Source organism: Vibrio sp. HS-50-1 (genome assembly GCF_024747315.1).
In the GTDB taxonomy this organism is placed as follows: domain Bacteria; phylum Pseudomonadota; class Gammaproteobacteria; order Enterobacterales; family Vibrionaceae; genus Vibrio; species Vibrio diabolicus.
The window spans coordinates 714,823-735,534 of sequence record NZ_JAMPZF010000048.1; the positions used below are offsets into that span (position 1 = coordinate 714,823).

The 20,712-nt window shown below is 42.3% G+C and carries 20 protein-coding genes and 2 pseudogenes; 13 read left to right on the plus strand and 9 right to left on the minus strand.

The genetic code is table 11. From position 1 onward, the window contains the following. Positions 1–48 precede the first annotated feature (48 nt). The gene (def, locus tag NDJ01_RS22380; protein WP_005395192.1) at positions 49–555 is read left to right on the plus strand and encodes a peptide deformylase; all 507 of its coding nucleotides are present in this window, start codon (positions 49–51) and stop codon (positions 553–555) included. Between the two features lie 64 nt (positions 556–619). Here def and NDJ01_RS22385 read toward each other — a convergent pair whose 3' ends face one another. Further along, positions 620–1,027: a helix-turn-helix domain-containing protein gene (locus NDJ01_RS22385; protein WP_024701298.1), complete on the minus strand. Its 408-nt coding sequence runs from the start codon at positions 1,025–1,027 to the stop codon at positions 620–622. An 84-nt stretch (positions 1,028–1,111) separates the two neighbouring features. Between NDJ01_RS22385 and NDJ01_RS22390 the strand changes: the two genes are divergently transcribed. From NDJ01_RS22390 to NDJ01_RS22405, 4 genes are all read left to right on the plus strand, one after another. Continuing rightward, positions 1,112–1,615, plus strand: a complete 504-nt coding sequence (locus NDJ01_RS22390) for a DUF2938 domain-containing protein (RefSeq protein WP_258587379.1) — start codon at positions 1,112–1,114, stop codon at positions 1,613–1,615. A gap of 232 nt (positions 1,616–1,847) precedes the next feature. Next, positions 1,848–2,876, plus strand: coding sequence for a phospholipase A (locus tag NDJ01_RS22395; protein WP_006742284.1), 1,029 nt, complete (start codon positions 1,848–1,850; stop codon positions 2,874–2,876). A 94-nt stretch (positions 2,877–2,970) separates the two neighbouring features. Then, complete coding sequence (locus tag NDJ01_RS22400; protein WP_258587380.1) at positions 2,971–3,429, plus strand: exoribonuclease R; 459 nt, start codon at positions 2,971–2,973, stop codon at positions 3,427–3,429. A gap of 333 nt (positions 3,430–3,762) precedes the next feature. Beyond that, entirely contained in the window at positions 3,763–4,767 is a 1,005-nt protein-coding gene (locus NDJ01_RS22405) for a metal-dependent hydrolase (protein WP_203342532.1), read from the plus strand. Between the two features lie 41 nt (positions 4,768–4,808). Here NDJ01_RS22405 and NDJ01_RS22410 read toward each other — a convergent pair whose 3' ends face one another. The 3 genes from NDJ01_RS22410 to NDJ01_RS22420 all read right to left on the minus strand — a co-directional run bounded on the left by NDJ01_RS22410 (position 4,809) and on the right by NDJ01_RS22420 (position 8,244). Further along, on the minus strand, positions 4,809–5,201 hold the full coding sequence (locus tag NDJ01_RS22410) for a hypothetical protein (RefSeq protein ID WP_170901725.1): 393 nt from the start codon (positions 5,199–5,201) through the stop codon (positions 4,809–4,811). Between the two features lie 500 nt (positions 5,202–5,701). Next, positions 5,702–7,462 (minus strand): ABC transporter ATP-binding protein/permease, encoded by a 1,761-nt coding sequence (locus NDJ01_RS22415; RefSeq protein WP_258587381.1) that lies wholly within the window; start codon positions 7,460–7,462, stop codon positions 5,702–5,704. Between the two features lie 167 nt (positions 7,463–7,629). Next, the gene (locus NDJ01_RS22420) at positions 7,630–8,244 is read right to left on the minus strand and encodes a PolC-type DNA polymerase III (RefSeq protein WP_258587382.1); all 615 of its coding nucleotides are present in this window, start codon (positions 8,242–8,244) and stop codon (positions 7,630–7,632) included. Positions 8,245–8,600: 356 nt separating this feature from the next. Between NDJ01_RS22420 and NDJ01_RS22425 the strand changes: the two genes are divergently transcribed. The 3 genes from NDJ01_RS22425 to NDJ01_RS22435 all read left to right on the plus strand — a co-directional run bounded on the left by NDJ01_RS22425 (position 8,601) and on the right by NDJ01_RS22435 (position 10,651). Continuing rightward, positions 8,601–9,461: an immunity 49 family protein gene (locus NDJ01_RS22425; protein ID WP_258587383.1), complete on the plus strand. Its 861-nt coding sequence runs from the start codon at positions 8,601–8,603 to the stop codon at positions 9,459–9,461. A gap of 194 nt (positions 9,462–9,655) precedes the next feature. Further along, positions 9,656–9,916: a DUF5062 family protein gene (locus tag NDJ01_RS22430; protein ID WP_005376453.1), complete on the plus strand. Its 261-nt coding sequence runs from the start codon at positions 9,656–9,658 to the stop codon at positions 9,914–9,916. A gap of 240 nt (positions 9,917–10,156) precedes the next feature. Next, on the plus strand, positions 10,157–10,651 hold the full coding sequence (locus NDJ01_RS22435; RefSeq protein WP_258587384.1) for a YcxB family protein: 495 nt from the start codon (positions 10,157–10,159) through the stop codon (positions 10,649–10,651). A gap of 1,220 nt (positions 10,652–11,871) precedes the next feature. Here the strand turns inward: NDJ01_RS22435 and NDJ01_RS22440 are convergent. Together NDJ01_RS22440 and NDJ01_RS22445 are read right to left on the minus strand one after the other, a co-directional pair. After that, positions 11,872–13,068: a lipase family protein gene (locus NDJ01_RS22440; RefSeq protein WP_258587385.1), complete on the minus strand. Its 1,197-nt coding sequence runs from the start codon at positions 13,066–13,068 to the stop codon at positions 11,872–11,874. Then, positions 13,068–13,637 (minus strand): DUF6795 domain-containing protein, encoded by a 570-nt coding sequence (locus NDJ01_RS22445; RefSeq protein WP_258587386.1) that lies wholly within the window; start codon positions 13,635–13,637, stop codon positions 13,068–13,070. Before NDJ01_RS22445 ends, NDJ01_RS22440 begins: the two co-directional genes overlap by 1 nt. 946 nt (positions 13,638–14,583) lie before the next feature. Between NDJ01_RS22445 and NDJ01_RS22450 the strand changes: the two are divergent. Together NDJ01_RS22450 and NDJ01_RS22455 are read left to right on the plus strand one after the other, a co-directional pair. Beyond that, positions 14,584–15,158 (plus strand): annotated as a pseudogene (locus tag NDJ01_RS22450) (transposase). 52 nt (positions 15,159–15,210) lie between these two features. After that, positions 15,211–15,363, plus strand: a pseudogene (locus NDJ01_RS22455) (YcxB family protein); the annotation flags it as partial. A 119-nt stretch (positions 15,364–15,482) separates the two neighbouring features. Here the strand turns inward: NDJ01_RS22455 and NDJ01_RS22460 are convergent. The 3 genes from NDJ01_RS22460 to NDJ01_RS22470 form a co-directional block, all read right to left on the minus strand. Next, a complete protein-coding gene (locus NDJ01_RS22460) occupies positions 15,483–16,223 on the minus strand; it encodes a helix-turn-helix domain-containing protein (protein WP_258587387.1) in 741 nt (246 codons plus the stop codon). Positions 16,224–16,327: 104 nt separating this feature from the next. Beyond that, positions 16,328–16,789 carry a carboxymuconolactone decarboxylase family protein gene (locus NDJ01_RS22465; protein ID WP_258587388.1) on the minus strand — a complete coding sequence of 154 codons (462 nt, stop codon included), beginning with the start codon at positions 16,787–16,789 and terminating at the stop codon, positions 16,328–16,330. Between the two features lie 191 nt (positions 16,790–16,980). Beyond that, positions 16,981–17,898: a DMT family transporter gene (locus NDJ01_RS22470; protein ID WP_258587389.1), complete on the minus strand. Its 918-nt coding sequence runs from the start codon at positions 17,896–17,898 to the stop codon at positions 16,981–16,983. 93 nt (positions 17,899–17,991) lie between these two features. On the opposite strand from NDJ01_RS22470, the gene NDJ01_RS22475 reads away from it, so the two are divergent. From NDJ01_RS22475 to NDJ01_RS22485, 3 genes are all read left to right on the plus strand, one after another. Next, positions 17,992–18,897, plus strand: a complete 906-nt coding sequence (locus tag NDJ01_RS22475) for a LysR family transcriptional regulator (RefSeq protein WP_258587390.1) — start codon at positions 17,992–17,994, stop codon at positions 18,895–18,897. Between the two features lie 267 nt (positions 18,898–19,164). Beyond that, positions 19,165–19,992, plus strand: coding sequence for an MBL fold metallo-hydrolase (locus NDJ01_RS22480; protein WP_258587391.1), 828 nt, complete (start codon positions 19,165–19,167; stop codon positions 19,990–19,992). A 250-nt stretch (positions 19,993–20,242) separates the two neighbouring features. Continuing rightward, positions 20,243–20,644, plus strand: a complete 402-nt coding sequence (locus NDJ01_RS22485; protein WP_139061003.1) for a VOC family protein — start codon at positions 20,243–20,245, stop codon at positions 20,642–20,644. The last annotated feature ends 68 nt before the right edge of the window (positions 20,645–20,712 follow it).

Below are 20,712 nucleotides of genomic sequence, written 5' to 3' on the forward strand. Positions count from 1 at the left end.
GTGTATAATTCGCCGGAAATTACGATTTACAGATAACGAAAGGTAAGTATGGCAGTCCTCGAAATTCTCTCCATTCCAGACCCAAGGCTTAAAGTAAAAGCAGAAAAAGTCACTGACGTATCGACAATACAAACGTTGATCGACGATATGCTAGAAACACTTTACGCAACGGGCAATGGCATCGGTTTAGCTTCAACCCAAGTGGGTAGAAAAGAGGCGGTTGTTGTCATCGATATCTCTGACGAACGCAATGATCCTTTAATCTTAGTCAACCCAGAAGTGGTGAGCGGAGAAAACAAAGCGCTTGGTCAAGAAGGGTGCCTATCTGTTCCCGAATACTACGCCGATGTAGAGCGTTACACATCAGTTGTTGTGTCTGCATTGGACCGCGATGGCAACCCGATTACAATCGAGAGCGATGAGTTCTTGGCGATTGTGATGCAGCATGAAATTGATCACCTATCTGGTAACTTGTTCATTGATTACCTTTCACCGTTAAAGCAAAAAATGGCGATGAAAAAAGTGAAGAAGTACGTAAAGGCGCAAGCTAAGTAATATGAGAGGAAGTAACTCACAACCGCGAGTTGCTTCCTTTTAAATCAAGGATAAGTAGAGTGGTTTATCTCGGTTTTTTGGGGACATAACGCTTTACGACCTTCATAAGCCTCTGAAATGAAGAGCAGTCCATATGTGACTCATGAGGGCAGGAGGCAACATGGTTTAGGCTGTCTCGCACCGCTTTCAAACGTGTTATTTGCTCATCAATCTCAAGCGCCTTTTTCGCCAGTAAGTCACGATCAATGTATGGTTTTGAACCTTCTGAGTGATTCAACATTTCCGCCATTTCGTTAAGTGATATTCCAGCGATACGCCCTAAACTAATTAAGTTGAGTTTATTGAGTACCTCTGGCGAATATTGACGTCTCAATCCATTCCTTCCTATCGAGCGAATTAACCCCAACTGTTCGTAGTATCTGAGCGTTGAGGTCGGCAATCCTGATTTTTTAACCACTTCTGCAATATCCATATTATTCCTCATTGACTTCAAGTTGGCTTTAAGTTGTAGCATGCAACTAAGACCTTAACAAATCAAAAACTTGAGGAGCGAAAAATGCTGTTTTTAATAGGATTACAAGCGGCGCTACTAGGGATTGGTGCGACTTTGGTAATGGATTTATGGGCTTGGCTACAAAGGAGAGTGTTTGGTATTCCCTCACTAAACTATGCATTGGTTGCGCGCTGGGTTTTATATATGCCCAAAGGAAAGCTTATGCATGCGCCAATTATGGCAACAGACCCGATGTCGGGAGAAAAAGCACTCGGTTGGTTTTTACACTATGCCATTGGTGTTGTTTTCGCTTTGGCTCACATTGCTGCTTTTGGGCATCATTGGTTGGTAGAGCCTAGTCTAGTGCCCGGCTTAGCCACTGGTGTGGTCACGTTGGTGTTCCCATTTTTTGTCATTCAACCTTGTCTAGGATTTGGTTTTGCTGCCAGTAAAACCCCAACACCTTGGAAAGCCCGTTTTCTAAGCACATTGGCGCATTTGGCTTACGGCTTGGGTTTATTCATAGCCGGGTTTGCAATCAAAGTGGCGAGCCAGTATTTTGCATAGGGAATATGAGCATCATGCAAACGAGTCTTTTTTGTTGTTATTTATGATGCTCAACTCTTGGTCGTTTTTGGCGCGTTGCTCATAGTGGGCCGATATGTTTGAGGTCTGTCGTATTTATCCAAGACGTAAAGTCAGCGAACATTTAACATTGCCTTAACGCCAGAATGGCAAGCGGTTTACCAAGAAAAATTAAAATTATCTGGTTTGACATAAAGAATATTAAGGGTTTCAGATGGCTTCAAAAGTGGCAGGGATATCAATACTGAGCTTATTGGCAGCGCCAGTTGCGATGGGAGAAACAGCCAGTGCTTATGATTTATGTTTGCTAGACAAAATCAAGCAAAGCAAAGGTGAGGAAACCATAAAGAGCATTCGCGCGCAGTGTGAGCTCGATGCAGTAACAAGTACAGTGCCCGCTGATCCAGAAATTGAAGAACCTGAGGAGCTTCAGGAAAGCTTGGTCGACAAACGTTTGGAATCAGAACGAGAAAACGCCTTTGAACCATTTAGTTTGGTGGCGCATCGTGTTAACTACATCTTGCCGTTCACTTACAGTGATCGCGTAAATAAGCGTGCTTATGCGGACACTAAGTACGGAGATGAGCTGCGTAAGGAAGAAGCGGAGTTCCAAATTAGTTTTAAAGTGCCAATGAACTACGACGATTTGTTGTTTGATGGGGATGGTTTGTTCTTTGGTATGACGCTAAAGTCATTTTGGCAGGTGTATACAGGAGCAGCATCGCGTCCATTTCGTGAAACCAATTATCGTCCTGAGCTTTTTTATTATACCCCGACAGACTGGAAGCCACTTGATGGTTCGACTTGGTTAGGTTTTGGTATTGAACATGAGTCGAATGGGCAGAGACAAGAGTTATCGCGCAGTTGGAATCGTGTTTACGCCAACTTAACCTTTGCGAAAGACAATTTTGCGGTTTCTCTTCAACCGTGGTGGCGTATACCTGAGGATGAAAAAACATCTCCGAATGATCCTAAAGGTGATGATAACCCGGATATCGAAGATTACATGGGGCACTTTGAGCTATCGAGTGCGTACAAATGGAATGGTTATGAGTTTACCTTCTTAGGCCGCCAGAACTTCCAAACGCATAAAGGCTTTGCCGAATTAGGGGTGTCATTTCCGATCTGGGGCAAACTTCAGGGATACGCACAGTACTCGACGGGGTATGGTAAGAGCTTGATTGACTATGATCATAATCAGCAGCGTATTGGTGTTGGTATCGCGATCAACGGTGTTCTGTAGTTTTTCGGTAGCTCAATAGAAATAAACGCTGGCAATTGAGATTTCAGTATTTAGAATGCGTGGCTGAAATTGATTTCCAACCTAGAGTGATTTTATGCTTCGTGATTACACCTTCGATTGTCTTGTAACCATGCCTCGTCATGAACTGGAAGAGTTTAGTGCTCGCATGATCAGTAAAATGGTGCCAGAAGACGTGATGAATGAGCTGTTTACTTTCGATCAAGAAGAAGTGGCTAGCGAAGACCGTATGTTGTCTGCACGTCTTGATGCCATGTTACGCATGACAGCAATCGCACTGAGCGAAATTCAACAAGCGTTTGATGACTCAGGCAATGCGAAGCAAAATAGCGAGCGAATGACGCGACTGGTTCTTTGGCATTTCTATGCGATTTCATTCCATTTGGAAGAGGCGATCACGTTAGAAACACACTGTGCACTAGTGGAAAAACTACTTGAAAATACACCTTCGGATGTTTTTGTTTGGGTGAAAACTCTGACAGAGCTTCTGCACACTTACGCTGAAATCAACGCGAAAGAAAACCCTCAAGACTAAGGTTTTTGTCGTTAATCGTTCAGTAAACAAGGCGAGCCATTCGGTTCGCCTTGTTTTATTTTTGCATCTGTAAAATCCGCAGTTTTGGACTTTTGACGTACACCATGAGCCTCGCTTTAGGTTCGCTTCTCACTAGCGAATAGGGCGATTTCTTCTTACACTAAAACCAAAGTATTTGTTTTCGAACACTTTAATACGTCATTAAGGTGTGTCTTCCAATCCACTTAAATACGGATAATTTATGTCGGAGAGCGTTCTGGTTTTTAAATTTGAGTCTATTTTGAAGCGCATATGCTTTCTATCTTGGCTACATTTTCGTTGCGGGCGTAAATAATGGACCCGTTAACGCAAGGTTTACTGGGCGCTGCTTTGCCACAGTCTGCGAGTAACAAGCGGCACATTGTGGCTGCTGGCGTGTTAGGCGTGGTTTCAGGGATGGCGCCGGATTTGGACGTACTTATCCGTTCATCAACTGACCCATTGCTGTTTTTGGAATATCACCGACACTTTACCCATTCATTGTTGTTTATCCCTTTTGGCAGCTTTCTCTGTGCTTTAGTGTTGTATCCATTGTTTGCAAAAAGACGAGGGCTAAACTTCCGACAGAGTTGGTTTTATTGTGCCCTTGGTTATAGCACCCATGCGCTGTTAGATGCTTGCACCAGCTATGGGACTCAGCTTTTTTGGCCGATAAGCAACACACGCTATGCTTGGAACACAATCTCGGTTATCGACCCCGCTTTCACATTTCCTATTTTGATCCTGCTTTTGTTTGCCGCACTGAAGCGAAATCGAAATTACGCGCGTGTCGCATTTCTATGGTCTCTGGCTTATCTGACTCTTGGGGTTATTCAACGAGATAGAGCAGAAGCGGCCGGATGGAAAATCGTCCAAGAGCGACAGCACAGCGCTGTGCAGCTAAAAGCAAAACCAACCTTCGGGAACCTTTTGGTCTGGAAAGTGATTTATGAAACGGAAGATAACTACTATGTGGATGCGGTAAGAGTGGGGCGTTCAATAAAAATCTACCCAGGCGAATCCACACCAAAGCTCAATGTGAAGACTCAATTTCCATGGCTCGATCCGCAATCGCAGCAAGCGAAAGACATCGAACGTTTCCGTTGGTTTTCAAATGGTTTTGTAGCGCAAGACCCGAATAACGAAATGCGAATTGTTGACGTGCGTTACTCCATCGTTCCAAACCAAATTAACGCGCTGTGGGGCATCAATTTATCACCCAACGCTAGCCCGAATGTGCACGTCGAATACACTGCCCATCGAGGTAGTACAACGGAAGACCGCCAAACTTTTCTCAATATGCTTACGGATTTTGAGTGATGGTTTTTACTTTGGGTACCGATGCGGTGCCGTAATAACTATTACGCAGACTGAAAGTCCTTCACTAGGGTCGGCTTGCTAGCGAAGAAAATTTTGCCAAACAGAGACTTATACTTCCATCCAAGAGACAACAGTCGTTTTGCTAAGCTTTTGTTTTCAATGATAGCGACTTCAACGCCTTGGTAATGGTATGGATTGCTTTTAATGTAGTCGATAAATGCAGTAAGCACGCCTTGCCCGCGAACGGAGGGCGCAAAGTTGACTGCAACAATGGAAAAGCGCTGACTGCCAACAGGGCAACGGACAAAGCAGTGTCCAAGCGGATGAGTGATGGTCTCGGAAAACTCAGGAAACGCGCGAGACTCTAGTTCTTGAGAAAGCGAATCGTATTGCTGACATAAATGATAAAAAAGTTGTTTCGCTTCACTGTTCATCTCGGTGTCGCTTACTTATAACTTGGTTTAAAGGCTTTGATTTCAAAAACATTGTAACCATAGGCAGCAAGATAAAATGCGGTGAACTTTTACAGTGGTGATTTCCTATTTTTGAAAGCTAATTTGTTACAAATGAAGTTGATTGGTTTTATATGGTACGTGGAGATGAGTGTTTCTAGTTGAGGGGAGAGTACGCTGGTTACTGGATTCTTACCTGAGTTCCTGTATTAAAAGGAGAACCACTTGGTTTAATGCCGCTCGTTTAACTACGAGTGGCATCTTTTTATATTTCGTCATCTTGTACAGCGACGAAGGTGCGTGATATAGGATCTTCTATCCTAGCTCTTTATGGTCAAAATTGTCTCTTTAACCACTCAGCACGTTGCTATTAGATTCCTAGTCTCGCCAAGGCTCGCTTGAATGACACAAAAACATCGTTAAGCTGTTGGCATTAAGTCACTTGGTCCGTTTTTGCTTATTCTTGAGGGCTTAACTAGGCATTACTCTAAGTGCTTAAATTGCAATGCCACAAGTCGCTGATACAACTCACAGCTTTGCATTAATGATTGGTGGTTACCAACATCGACTAACTCGCCATTGTCGAGCACCGCAATTTTATCCGCATGCTGGATAGTTGAAAGACGATGAGCAATGATCAGAGTTGTGCGTCCTTTCATCAGTGCTTCAAGTGCTTGCTGAACGTGATGTTCACTTTCGCTATCAAGGGCGCTGGTAGCTTCGTCTAGCAGTAAGATTTTTGGATCTTTTAGAATTGCACGAGCAATCGCAATACGCTGCTTTTGTCCGCCCGATAGCCTAACGCCGCGCTCGCCTAAAAAGCTGTGATAGCCTTCGGGAAGCTTCTCAATAAACTCATGGGCATGGGCTTTTTTCGCAGCCTCGACGACTTGTTCATCCGTTGCTTCAGGATTACCGTAGCGAATATTATGGAAAACATCATGGCTAAACAGCGCTGGCTGTTGTGGTACGAGTGCCATTTGGCGTCGAAGCTCGTTTGGATCGAACTGTCGAATATCTTCACCACCAAACAACACTTGCCCTTTTTGCGGATCATAAAAGCGTTGCAGCAGTTCGAATAGTGTTGTTTTACCTGCACCAGAAGGGCCGACCAACGCCAACACTTTTCCTTGTTCAGCGGTTAGATTTAACTCTTTGATAGCTGGTTGATTTGGGCGAGAAGGGTAGTTGAAACTCACCGATTTAAAGTTAACCTCAGCAGGCATGTCGGCACGGATAGGCAAATGGTTGCTTGGCGCTTTGATATCGCTGTCTACTTGAAGGATCTCAATCAGCCGTTCGGTAGCGCCTGCGGCTCTTTGCAGTTCACCCATCACTTCAGAAATGGTTGCAGTTGATGAGGCAACCATAATGGCATAAAACACAAACGCTGCTAGGTCTCCCGCAGACATCTTTCCGTGAATCACATCGCTGCCGCCAACCCAAAGCATGCCTGCAATCGCGCTGAACACAATCACAATAACGCCAGAGATTAGGATCGCGCGCTGTTTTACTCTCTGTCTGCCCACTTCATACGCTTTTTCCACCTCGACAGCGAAAGCCGCTCGTTCGTACGGTTCTGAGCTAAAACTTTGCACGGTTTTAATATGTTCTATCGCTTCACCTGCGTAGCTGCCGACATCGGCCATTGAGTCCTGACTTTGGCGAGAGAGCGCACGCACGCGTCGTCCATAAAACAAAATCGGAACCAGAACCAAAGGCACAGAAGCAAGTACGATCAACGTGAGCTTAACGTTGGTAGCGAATAACATAATGATGGCACCAAAGCACATCAAAGCGCTACGCATCGCCATCGAGAACGATGAACCAATAATGCTTTGCAGCAACGTGGTATCGGTAGTCAGGCGCGACATAATATCGCCGCTACTGTTGGTCTCAAAATAGCTCGGATGCAGCGTAATCACATGGTTAAACACCGCAAGGCGAATATCCGCACTGACGCGCTCACCTACCGAAGATACAAGGTAGAAGCGAAAGAACGTCCCAATGGCAATACACAGTGTGACACCGACAATAAACTGAATCGCATTGGTAAGCTCTTGCAATGATTGTTGAGCAAAGCCTTGGTCGATAAGAATACGTACTCCATAGCCTACGGATAACGTCAAACTTGCCGTTGCGACAAGGGCAACCAAAGCCGCCGCAACCCGCCATTTATAAGGTGCAATAAAGGTGTTGAGTTTAAGAAGAATACTGAGATTTTTGTTATTTTTTCTGCTCATGAGTGACTCACAAAGCGTTTTAGGTACCTGGCATAGTAAGCCAGTTTGGTTGGTGAGACCAGCGAACTGCCGCATTCAGATTAGGAAGTTCACTGGGATAGCCAATATCGCATCGAAAATCACTTAAACGTCTAAGAGACGAGAATCAGCTTTTAGCTAGGAGGGGGTTAAGCACGGCTTTTGGCGAGTAGCTGGTCGACTTTTCCTTTTGCTGTTTTACTAACCGTTTGCATCAACTGAAAACTTGGCTTAACGATACCTGAGTTTTCTATCCTTTCGACCATTAAGAGCCAAAGCTTGGCTGTCATTTGCGCATCGGCTAGTGCACGGTGGAAAACACCGTCGTTGTCGATATTTTTATAGCGAACAAGTTCACCTAGCTTGTGTGATGGGGCATCTTGAATGAGCCGTCTTGCTACCAGTAAGGAGCAAGCAAACTCACCCGAATAACTACAGTTGATTCGTTCAAGCTCTGCATCTAAAAATCGTTTATCGAAGGACGCGTTGTGAGCGATAAGGTTTTCGCCTGCAATGAACTCACTAAATGACGCCATTACCTCTTCGCAGCTTGGTGCCGATCGCAACATATTGTTAGTAATGCCGGTGTAGTTCTCAATGAAAGAACTCACTCTGAAGCCGGGATTCATGAGTTGCTGAAAACTATCGACAACCTCGCCATCGACTAACTTTACTGCACCAATTTCTATTGCGCGATCACCTAAAGTAGGAGAGAGACCTGTGGTTTCAAAGTCGAGTACGACCACAGAGTTTGCTTGAGGCATAAAATTTTCCAGCTGAGTAATATTGCGCAAGAGTATTATCGAAAGCGACAGAAAAAGAAAGGCGAACACAATGGTGAATATCTGTCTATCTTTACTCCACAAAGTCAGTTTTCGTCGTCCACTGTTTATGGACAGGTACGTTCTGGCTTACCCATCGCGGCTTGTGCGGTAGCCTTATATTTCAAATGTTTTTCGGCTTTTCGATTCATTTCAATTAAGCATTAACTTTCGATGCAACATACTGATTATAAATTGATTTTATAAATCAACTTCGGCATCATTCACGGATTGATTTTGAAGATGAATATCATCACGGCAAAAAATTAGAACAACTTATAATGCGAGGCTAGGGAACGATGGAACAAATGAAAAATCACTATTTAGAGATACCTGAAGAAAGAAAATTGCGTATTTTTCGTGAGGAAGATGAAGATTTCTACAACTTCTGGGAAGAAATGCTTGATGAAAAACAATCTTTTTATCAGCAACCTCTCAAAAGAATGAAAGGCGACGCTTGGTATTCGCTTGATGCATTCTTCACTGCTTCAAAATACGGACAACATCAGGCCTCGCCAGCTTATATAAAAAGAGCGCTTGAGTTACTGAATAACGTATACTTACTGGCCAATCATTCAGACCACGTTGTTGAATTCTCCGTTGGGCACCGACATTTTTCGGAAGTAGGTAACCGTTCTATTGCAGGGGGAACGATGGATGCTTGGTTGGATGAAATCTGTTTAGCGATGGCCGCGAGAGATTGGCGCTGCGTAGAGCTGATGACCATCATGGATGAGTCGTTAGTGCGTTTAAAAGATCCTTTCGATGTTGCGCTGGTCGAGTTCGTTAGCGGTGTATTTAGCAATTCATCAGCGTTACCAGAGTTATTGCAAACTGTGATGGAGAAATCCTCCCCGCAATATTTAGAATCAACCAGGGTGCCATATGTACACTCTTTGTTTATTCCATTTGTGAATGTGTTTGTTGCCATTATAGATGGCGATGAGGCACATTATCAAGAAGCACTGAGAGATGCGTTAGAGACGCATTACCAGTTCTACATGAATGAAGATGTTCGTTATTCGCCAAAAGGGAATGTTTCTCTAAAACTGACTGGTCTTGCTGCATTGGCATACGATAAGTATGGCTGGACAATTCCAGAAGCCGCATATTTGCCGAAGTGGCTCGTTTACGGTGAACATGATCTTTGTCCTAAATAAATCATTCGGAGTCTGCGCCCAAGCCCATTCGGATGTTCTGCACGGAAGCATACACAGAAAACATGCCGCGAAAAGGTTGTTTTTTAATCGACCACTCGGTAGTAAGGCATAAACTTATCAATATGCGAGCTTACTAACACGCCATACGTGACACTTCATGTATTCTTAGCCGAAGCGAAGAAGAGGATTTATCAATGTCAAAAAGCTCCAAGCTTCACAATGAAGACAAATTGGTTAAGAAGGCACTAGAGATTGGTGGGAAGATGGCGAAGCTACAAGGTTTTGACCTTCCTCAGTCACCACAACCTCTGAGAGTAAAAGCGATTTACCTATTCTTGGTCGATGCAAAACAGATAACACCACTACCGGAAAGTAAGCTAGACGGCGCAAGCATCAAACACCGACTGGCAGTATGGATACACAGTGCATTGCCAGACAACGACCCTCTAAAGTAGAAAACTCAAGAAGTCACATAGGTCATTACTTAACACAGGCCATTAATTAACAAGGCGAGCCAAATGGTTCGCCTTGTTTGATCTTGGCGAGTGCACCGAGGTCTTTTTGCGTGGCGGTATCATTGATTTACAAAACAGAATCAAAAGGACTAAAGATAAATCCCGAGAAGCGCTACAATGCAGGCGTTGCGAGAGTGCAACCAAGATTACTCATTTACAGAAGCCTTGAAGTAACCATACATGTCTAAAGATTTCGAATTCACTACAGAATACATACTCGACAAACCTTTCTTTGCTGAGTGTTATGATCAAACTAGCCAGCCAACTAAGTTCCCACAAGCGTACCTAAAAGGGATACTGTTTCTTATCTTTGGTGTGGTTTTATTAGAGTTTGAACTGCTACCAAACGGTTATGTCGGTTGGTTCTTTATCGTATTGAGTGTGATTGAAGCATGTAGCGTTTACTTCAAAAGAACTTGGTGGCTATGGCGTCAAACCATCAGTTCAAGCCGTGGCAGCAAAGTAGTGTTTGAAGTGAATGCAGATGGCGTGCGCTACAAAAGCGGTAAAGTTGACCGCAGCCTCGCATGGAATGAAATCGACCAACTGGAACAAACTGATTTGGGCTTTATCCTTCATCTTGGTAAACAGCGCCAATACATCAGCAAATCCTGCTTAAACGAAGAAGTGATCACGTTTATGGTAGAACAGCACGCGGCATCAAAAGCGAACTAATAAATTCCTATTAACAGAAGAGGCGAGGCAAAGGGTTTGCTTTTTTGAACTTAGGATTTGATGCCTATGGGGTAGCTCTGGTTCAGACTTAAAATATGAACCGCTACACTCGGTGTTTTGGGTTGCGTCATTCCAGTATATGGACTGCCTAGTTATTACAACTTGTTTAGCAAAAATAGATTAGATGCATGCGTATATTCGGGTTTTAATGAGTAGCTAACTCGACCCTCGATGTATTAGCACTTTAATGCAATTTCGCGAGCGCGGAAATAATCCAAAGAATTCAAGCCTGCTCTTCGCTATATCAAGATGTAAGTAACGTATTTGACTTACTACACGTGAGTTAGAGGCGCTTGATATTTACTGCCATAATGAAGCAACGCCCAAGCCGTTCTTGTGGTCTTATTTGCTAAATCAATGGCGATGGTAGTAGACTTTCTCATGTACGGACTTCTTAATTTAGGCTTTGAAACCATAAATTCTAGATCCCTCCTGGGGGAGGGAGTCCATACATCGCGAGCCTAGACGAGACTAGGAATCTCCCTAAGTATGCTGCGGAGTTAGAACCAAAAAAGTGACAAGGAGATAGTGTATTGTGATCCTGAAGTGATGACGCCAACTTTTAGAGCACTTTTGCTCGATTATTAGGTTCGGCAAAGATTTGACATTCGTTAGTTTGCTGGATTTTCCCTAATAAAATTCATGTGACCAGTGTTGGGCTTATGCGTCTAAAGGTAATTTCTATGCGGAAGGAACTTATTCGATTTGAGGGGGCTATACATGGAATTTCGATTCGAGCCCCATGGGAGGCGTTCGAAGTTTTAGGAAAAGTAGCTTATAAGAATGGAGCGTACAGCGAGAATTGAACCTGCATCATCAGTTTGGAAGGAGGCGCAGTACGGGTTTTGTAAAAGCTGATTTTCATTAAATCTATTTAATATCAATTATTTAATTTGATTTTTCAACGAAAATCCAAAAACAGTTGAAACTGTAAACCTACATTTTGGCTCCTAATCACGAATTTGAAAATAGTGAAAAATTCATCATTTTCAAATTCGTATCGATAAATCGCGACCCGATTTGGTTAGAAAGTCTCATCTAAAAGTGCTTAATAAAAATCCCATTTAGCGGCATTATGTCAATGTCACCAGTTAACTTATGAGGTGATGAGTTCACCTCTCACTAAGGAATCACTTTACTATGCCATTGCAATTGTTAGGCTAACTTAGCAACGATATCGCTTGTTTAGATACTCTGACTAGTCGTCCAATGGTTTTTTCGAAAACCCATCTAATGAATCGGGCGGATAGGTCTTCAACGATGGTCCCATAGTGACCGGCAAAAACAAGCATATGGCCTAATAAGCCTTTTAGTTGCTCTTCATTGCGCTTAGATGATTTTGCTACGGATTCTAGCTTTCTTGAAAGCCAATCATAAAAGGTCAAGCCAGCAATCACGCCTGCTTGAATCGTTACCGTTGACAAAAGAGCCACATCTTTCAAATAGGTGATAAGTGCGCCCTGTATTCTATCGGCCCAATATTCCGAAAAAGAAGCTTGATTTCGTTGCTCGTACTTTAGACGGATAGGGGTAAATAAGTGGTCATTCGATTTCCTCTTCAACGCTACCCAAGAATCCGAGGAAGCAGTGTTTAGGTAACCCGGATTTTTGTTTCTTGCCATCAAATGGGCTGATATGCTTAACCCAGTGCCAGAGTCTAAGCGGTACTCGCCTGTCGAGATTGGAGCATGAATAAATGGCCAAAGCGGTACTTTTGGTACAGGATCAGCACCATGCGTACATCGATAAACACCATCGTTTAGCTTTTCCGATGAGCGTGCGTATGCTTCCAGACCAACTCTAGGAGCGCCAAAGGTGTATAAAGTGGTTCTGATCTTCATCTCACGACGCACCCAATCAGCGCAAAGTGATGCGAGTGCTCCACCTAAGCTGTGCCCAACGCAATGTATACGTTTTGGTTTGGGATATATCTGCATAATATACTGCTTCAACTTGGGGCTAATACTTTGAAAACAATTGTTGAAACCAGCATGAGCGGGCGAACCGTTTGGTGATCCTTTCACCCCTATATTCGCATTTGTGATCCAGTCATTAGCATTTTGTGTTCCTCGAATTGAAATGACAATTTCATTCTCAAATGTTGAACCTTTACCAGTGCCAACCACTGCAAACGCCTCTGAAGTTCTCATCAAGCCAGGGATAACTTTACGCAATACCGGTACATTGGATAAACCCGCTACACCGCCTGTAAAACCATCAAATACATCATTTTCAGAAAAAGAAAAGTGATTTGAAAAACTGTTTTCTCCCGGCATGATAAAACGGCCATTATTTTCATAAGCTTTGTAAGGAATATCCGCTATTTCTGAAGCCATTTTTGGTGTTAACTTTGCCATTACGTGTCCTTGTTTAGTAATATTTTTTCAGAAAATCCTTTCAAATCACACCTACTAATAATTTCAAGATCGAGGCCATTCTCAACAAATTTATTTTTGAAAAAGTAATGATATTCGTCCGAATTAATCTCACAATTTAAATCAAGAAGATTATCTGAAATAAATTCATAGGGTTTCACATCAGAAAAGCGAGCCTCTAGTAAGTAGTATTTTTTGCCATCTACAAAAATGTAAATGCCAATGTAGCTAGAGGATTCATGAAGGGCAGGTTCTTTAAACGTCTGATAGTGGTATGTGGGTTCGAAATGAAAATCCCCCTTTTCTGACGTAATTGTCTCGGTGATATAACGGTTTTTAGAAAAAGCCGTGTGTAGATAAACCACCTCGCTAGTAAACGCTTTCCCGTCTAAGTATAAGCTACCAGTGATCTCTGAGCTAAGTATGTATTGAAACTTTTTTGATTTGAAGAAATTAAACATATCTGCGTTACAACCTGTTGAGAGCAATAATATTGTGGCACTCATAAGGAAAACCGGTATTTTAGTCATTTGTTTGCCAATATTGTACATAGGTCAACCCATATCCACACGTGAGACGATACTATGTCCTAATGCTCTCAAGTTCTAGCCTAGGACCGCCGAAATTCTCAAAATAAGTCATGTCAAATCTTATATCTAGGCATACTTTAAAAAATAATGTAAATGACATGTCTATTACTTTCATGGGTTCAACATAAGCACACTCGCTCTGGTAAAAAATAGCGAACTATTCGTTAAAGTACTTATCCACGTCCACTTCGTAAGCTTGCATACTCATTGTCTCATTCTGCATTCTTATCATTAAGACAAGTTAACAATAGCCAACGCGCAAATGGTTGTTGTTTATAACCAATAAAACAACGCGCAGTGTTATGATCTTCACGAATATGGATCATACGAATCTAGTACTAAAGTTTTGTGGTTCTTCGACGTTTGGTGTGGATTTGAGTTAAAATACTCACCTCTAAAGTAACAATTACTACAATACCCGACCCTGACCCCCTTTGAACTCTTCTGCTCGGCTTGGGGTTACAAGCCCTTTGGAAACTTATCGACCAAACCCTGAATACAGAACACTCTCCTTTTGAGTTTCATCTACAACTCGGAGCAGAACGTGGTACTTTTTATTCATGTTCAGAGTGTGGAATAGCTTGCTCTGCCCATGATTTCAAAGAGAAAACATGGCGCCATCTCATTTTTCAGCACCATTGCGATATCACAGCGAAAATACCTCGAGTTCACTGTAAGGCTCATCGATGTGCCTGGGCAAGGTTGTTATTTGAAGAATTGGCTTTAACTCTCATAAGAGGAGTGCCCGTTCACGCTGCCGCCAAGTTTATGGAAGTGATAGATAAGCGGCTTTGGCTAGTGGTCGAAGCAAGCTTTATAGCGCCTTGACCTCTCATCTCTCCAAGCCTTTGGGTTTGATGAAACGGCTTCAAAGCGTGGACATAATTCCGTCACGGTTTTCATCGATATGGCTCGTAAAACCTTCCCCGTTGTATTTGCTACACCAGGGAAAGGAAAGAAAACAGTCACAGAGTTTAAAACCTATATTGAGAATCCTGGTGCAGGAAGTGAGCAAGTCCTTGAGGTGGTTTGCGATATGTCTCTTTCCTTTTTGATTGTTGTCAAAGATGAGTTTCCGAAAGCGAATGTTACTGTCGACTGGTTCCATGTTGTGCAGTTATATACACGAGCTGTTGATGACGTTCGGAAAACAATGACATGCCAAAAGCTCTTCGCTGGGCGGTTTTAAAGAATGCTGAGAGTCCGATGACAGATAAGCAAGTACAAGCTTTAGTTGAACTAGAGCAGTATGAACTGGAGACAGCGAAAGCTTGGCGAGTAAAAGAAAAGTTACGTTGGATAAGAGGAGCAAAAACGACTCAGGCCGCTCGTTGGCGCGTTACTAATTTTACACTTAATGAAACAGGAAGTTCAAACGCTCTAGAGCCAGTAAGAAAAGTCCTAACAACCTTAGAAAAGCACTCAGAGAGAATACTTCAACGTTGGGGCTCGACCTATGCTAGTGCTGAGAATCTTGACTGACCGAGGCACTGAATACTGTGGCCGTGTTGAACAGCATGATTACCGACTCTACCTAACTATCAATGATATCGACCAACTCGAACATACTGATTTGGGCTTTATCCTTCACCTTGGTAAACAACGCCAATACATCAGCAAATCTTGCTTAAACGAAGAAGTGACCGCGTTTATGGTAGAACAGCACGCGGCATCAAAAGCGAGCTAACAAATTCACATCAAGCTGGAATGAGCGATCTAAAAAGTAGGTGATATATGATCGAACATCATAACAAGTGCTTGGTTGATTCTGAATCAACTGGGTTTGATGTACAAAGCTAAAAAGGTTTAGAGATTTCTCTTTCGGAGAAACTGCTTCGGTGTCATGCGCGCAATCTGCTTACATTCTCTAGTCATGTGTGCTTGATCAGAAAAACCTTGCTCCAGCGCCAACTCCGATAAAGTAAGATCGGGTTGCGCTCGGAGTAGTTCTAAAGTGTGCTTCACTCGTTTAATACGTTGGTAATGTTTAGGAGTAATCCCCAACCATTTCTGAAAATTGCGCTCTCTCTGGCGCTGACTGAGCGTCCCTGTAGGCTGGTCAATGATGTGGCGGACGTATTGTGGTTCATATTCCTCAATCAGTGCTTGAACCCAGCGATACAAAGTAGAAATCCTTGCAGACGGCGAACGCGCTGTTTGCAGAGACTCAAATGTTGCTAGCACAGAAGAAGCCAAAGGGTGGTCATCTTGAATCCGCAATAGCTGTTCTAGGCGTTTACCAAATAGTTGATAACCAACTGCAGGATGAAAGCGTACGCCAGTCATCACCGCGCCTGGCGGTAGGCAGACTTGATGTGCCAGAATGCTCACAGGTAGTAGGACAACCCCTGGCGTTTGCCACTCACCATCCATTTGTACTTCATTCTGTAAAATGAATACCACACCTGTACCAGCATCACTGAGTAATTGTTTACGTACGGTTTGCGTCGTATCAGGTTTGACGGATGCTGACCAAATGGCTTGAACATAGCCAGCTAAAGCCTTTTGAGGTTTTAAAATATCAAATTCTAAGTTCAAATGAATCATCCTATTTAACCTCAACTTAAATGAGAAAGTGATATACATGTACTTTTCATCATATTAAGCTGAGGAATAAGCAGCGACTTATAAGTAAAAACTGTCAGATAGAATTATCTAGGTTTATAGTCTCCAACCTTTGGCTTAAATGCCTTAACTATTCGGTTCCAACTATTGATCGCGTTGATCGCAATTGTTAGGTTGACCATAGCTTCTTCTCCGAAGGTATTCAAGGTCAGCTGATAGGTATCATCATCTACTGGTAGGCCAGCAGTTAGTAATTCAGCCCAGCCTAGTGCAACGTGTTCTGCATCGCTGTAGAATGGCATATCTCTCCATGCACTAAGCCCCCATATGCGTTCCGGCTTTTCACCTAACTTAAGCGCATCTTTACTATGCATGTCGATACAAAATGCACATTGATTGATTTGCGATATGCGTAACTTAACCAGTTCCCATATGATCATGCTCATGGTTTCTGATTGGCTAAATTGTTCATGGAAGTAAGCTTCCTGAGCGTACAGGATTTCTATTGCCTTTGGCGCTACTTCAATATAGTTGAGTCGTTTTTTCATGGTCATTCTCCTCTGTTTTTCACATAATAAAAAACGCTCTTAGCAAAAGATTGAAGATTTTCGACATGCACTCAATAAAGTTAGATAAAAGAGTGAACGACGAAAGCGAAAAAGTGTACCTATTGGAAACCAAGAAAACTTATGCCAATTAACAAAGTATTGCGCTAAATAATTCGACTTAAGGTTGGCGTCTATTTTTGCTCCGCCACCCTCCGTAAACGAGCAAAAGGCGCTGAGTTACCTATATACACACCAGCCGCAACGATAAAGACGCCTAAAACATTTTCCCATTGAGCCTGCTCACCAGAAATGAACGAAATCAGTAGAGTGAATACCGGCATAATATTAAATAATGGAGACATTTTATCTGGACCAAGAACGATAGCACCTTTCATCCAAAAGTAGTAAGCGATCAAAGTGCCAAACAGGCTCATGTACGCTATTAGTGATAGGTCTTTGAATGTTATTGCATTTAAGCTACGGCTAAAGTCGCCGTGGTAAATCGCTATAGCGACCATTTGAATGGCACCAATACTTAACACCCAACGTAACTGCTGAGTTACTGGGATATGAGATGTTAAACGCTTCGCTAGAATTGTGTATAAACACCCACTAATTAAAGCAAATAACATGTATAGATCACCAATATTACTATTGCTGCCAATAGAATGAATATTTCCGCCTGTAATGACGATTACCACTCCACAAAAACTGATTAGTGCACCTAAAATAGTTTTAACCGAAATGGAAGTCTTGAGAATAAAGCTCGACAACAAGATGGTGACAAGTGGTAGATTTGCCTGAACAACAGCTGCGTGAACTGGGGTAGTAAAGCTCATTGCAGAGAAAATAGAGAAGTTTTGGATAGTTACACCCACGGTCGCTATAACAAACAACGACAACATGCTTTTTTGTGTGAGTTTGGCTCCATATGGAGAGCGTTTGGTACCCCTTATCAACAAGAGTATTAAAGCTGCAACGGAAAACCGTAACGTCGCTGAATCCAAAGGAGAGACATCGCTATTAATAGCCTTTATTACGTTAAAGTTACTAGACCAAAAAAAGATAGCGACAACAACACCGCACCAAATTGATAAATGCTTAGACATAGATCTTCCTGATAAAAATTAACTTGACGCGATAATGCTATATATTTCATATTTGATTTTTAATAGCCAAATTTAAGAGGGTTAATCCCAAATATGGAACGTCACTCTTTGGATGACCTTTTGTTATTCGTTTCTGTTGCTCGCTATCAAAGCCTAACACAAGCATCTGAGCGTCTTAATATCCCGTTAGCCACGCTAAGCCGGAAGTTAAAAAGGCTGGAAACAAACTTAAATTGCAGACTATTTAACCGCAGTGCACACCACTTTGCGCTAACAACTGATGGCGAAAAATATTATCAACTCTGTGAGCCGTTACTTCTTAGCTTAAATAATGTGACATCGAGAATTGCAACTGAGCGTCAGTCTTTAAGCGGAACGATCAAAATATCAGCGCCAATTAACATGACACAGATGTGGTTAAAGCGGTGTGTTTATGAATTTGCAGAGCAACATCCGAAGATATGTATCGATTTAGATGTACAGAATGAAAAAATCAATCTTGTATCTAACCGTGTCGATGTTAGTTTTCGTCTTGGTGATCTTATTGAACAAGACTGGATTGCTCAGAAATTATGGTCGATTCCATTTGCGCTTTGTGCATCACGAAGCTATTTAGAACAACACCAACCGATTACCCATCCAGAACAACTTATCCATCATCGCCTAATTACGGTAAACAACGACAGCCAATGGAAATTAGTTAATCAAATCACCAATGAAACATTTGACCATCCGCTAAAGTTTCAATTCACTTCAAATGATGTACTACTAGTTAGAGACGCCGTCATTCATGGTTTAGGAATTGCGTGGATTCCAACCTATTACTTTCATGAGCTAAATCATGATCAACATAACCTGCTGCCTTTGTTGCCAGAATGGCAATGCGCGGGTAAAGAAGTATTCATTATGTATCGGGACCGTGATAAAAGGCCTGCAAGAGTTGATGCATTTATTGAACATGTCTTCAATTGGAAAAATCGCATTCAAATGTTTGCTTGAAAGAGGTTTATCACATTGTGCTGTGCCGGTAACCTCAAGTGAAGCTTCATGACTCTGCTTCAATTGAGTTCATTTATTTAACCTCTAAAAGAATCATGAGATACATAGGCAGTTAATGGGGTTCGAGTTTACAAGTGATTCGGTCAGCTAAAACTCAAGCTAAGTAGAAAGTATTTGCAGTTGTATTTGCCTCTGAAAATCGTTTAGAGCTTTCTCATCCGCGAGGTTCTATAAGAAATTATTAAGGATATATTTGTGTGTGATTTCGTGAAAAAAATTATTGTAGGTTTACTTTTCAGTGCTTCGTCTTTTGCTTCCTTAAGTCAATATGTTCCAGCAATGAATGATAAGAACGGTTATGTAGAACCATTTCAAATGTTTGATAATGTCTATTATGTAGGAGACAAGTGGGTCTCATCATATGCCATTGCTACAGACGACGGACTCGTTATCATTGATACGCTTGATTTCCCTTACTCTGAGTGGATACCTATCAACCTAGATAAGCTAGGGCTAAAAGATAAGCCAATAACGCACATATTGGTAACTCATGGGCATTCTGACCACGTCGGAGGCGCCCAGTTACTTCAAGGGAAGTATGGTTCCAAAGTCGTGATGACCAAAAGCTCTCATGAACTATCTATACAGCAATCAAACAAAAGCGAAGGTGAGAACAAGTTCCTTCCTCCAAATTTAGACATAGAGATAAAAAGCGATAGCTCTATGGTTATTGGTGGACATGAGTTTAAGTTCTATCTCACACCTGGCCACACGGAAGGTGATTATTCCTTAGACTTCACTGTTGAAGATAATGGAGAACAATATCGTGCTTTTATCGTTGGTGGGCATAGCGTAAATAGCAATGATCCAGAAGTTATTGGCCAGTTCCTGAGTAGCATGGAGAAAATTAGAAAAATTTCACTACAGGCACCTATTGTGAACGTTAACCTTTCGAACCATCCACATAAAAATTTCCTTTTTGAAAATAGGAAGAAACTAGGCACAAGCGGTAACCCGTTTATCAGTGAGGCAAACTTCTTCATGTTCCTTAAGCAACGAGAAGATTTAGCTAAGGGAAAACTAGAAGAACTATAATACCGTGGCATACGAGCAGCGTTCGTTATTAGGTTAGAGGTTTGCTCTTGAGTTATAGCTAAGGCTTTAATAAGTTGCTCAATCAAGATTCGACACTTGTAATAGCTTGATTGTTTGTAGGTTCTAGTGACAAAGGCGCTGTGCGTAAACATTCGTATTGTGTGCCTTACACTTTTGCAAGGCGTTACGTGCTTTCTAGAAAAGCCTCAAAATAGCGTACAATTAGCGTTTTGACATAGCGGAAATCATCATGTCCAAAACTGTTCAGCAGCAAATCGGAAACATTGCTCTAGTCGTTGAAAATTACGACGATGCTATCGAATTTTATACTCAAAAACTTCAATTCACCCTGGTTGAAGATACCAGCCTAGGTGGTGGTAAACGCTGGGTTCAAGTTTCTCCTCCAAACTCCAATGGTACAAACCTTCTTTTGGCTCAAGCGAGTACACCGGAGCAAACGCACGCAGTAGGAAATCAAACAGGTGGTCGTGTTTTCTTGTTCCTGCAAACTAATGATTTCTGGCGTGACTATGAGTTGATGAAGAAAAATGGTGTTGTATTTAATGAAGAGCCTCGTGTGGAAGAATACGGAACAGTGGTGGTGTTCCAAGATCTCTATGGTAATAAATGGGACTTACTGCAACTGAACTGAGAAACTACACATTACCTGCATAACATAGTGTTCATGAGGAGTTTCCAACAAGCTTTTAAGGTTCTGAG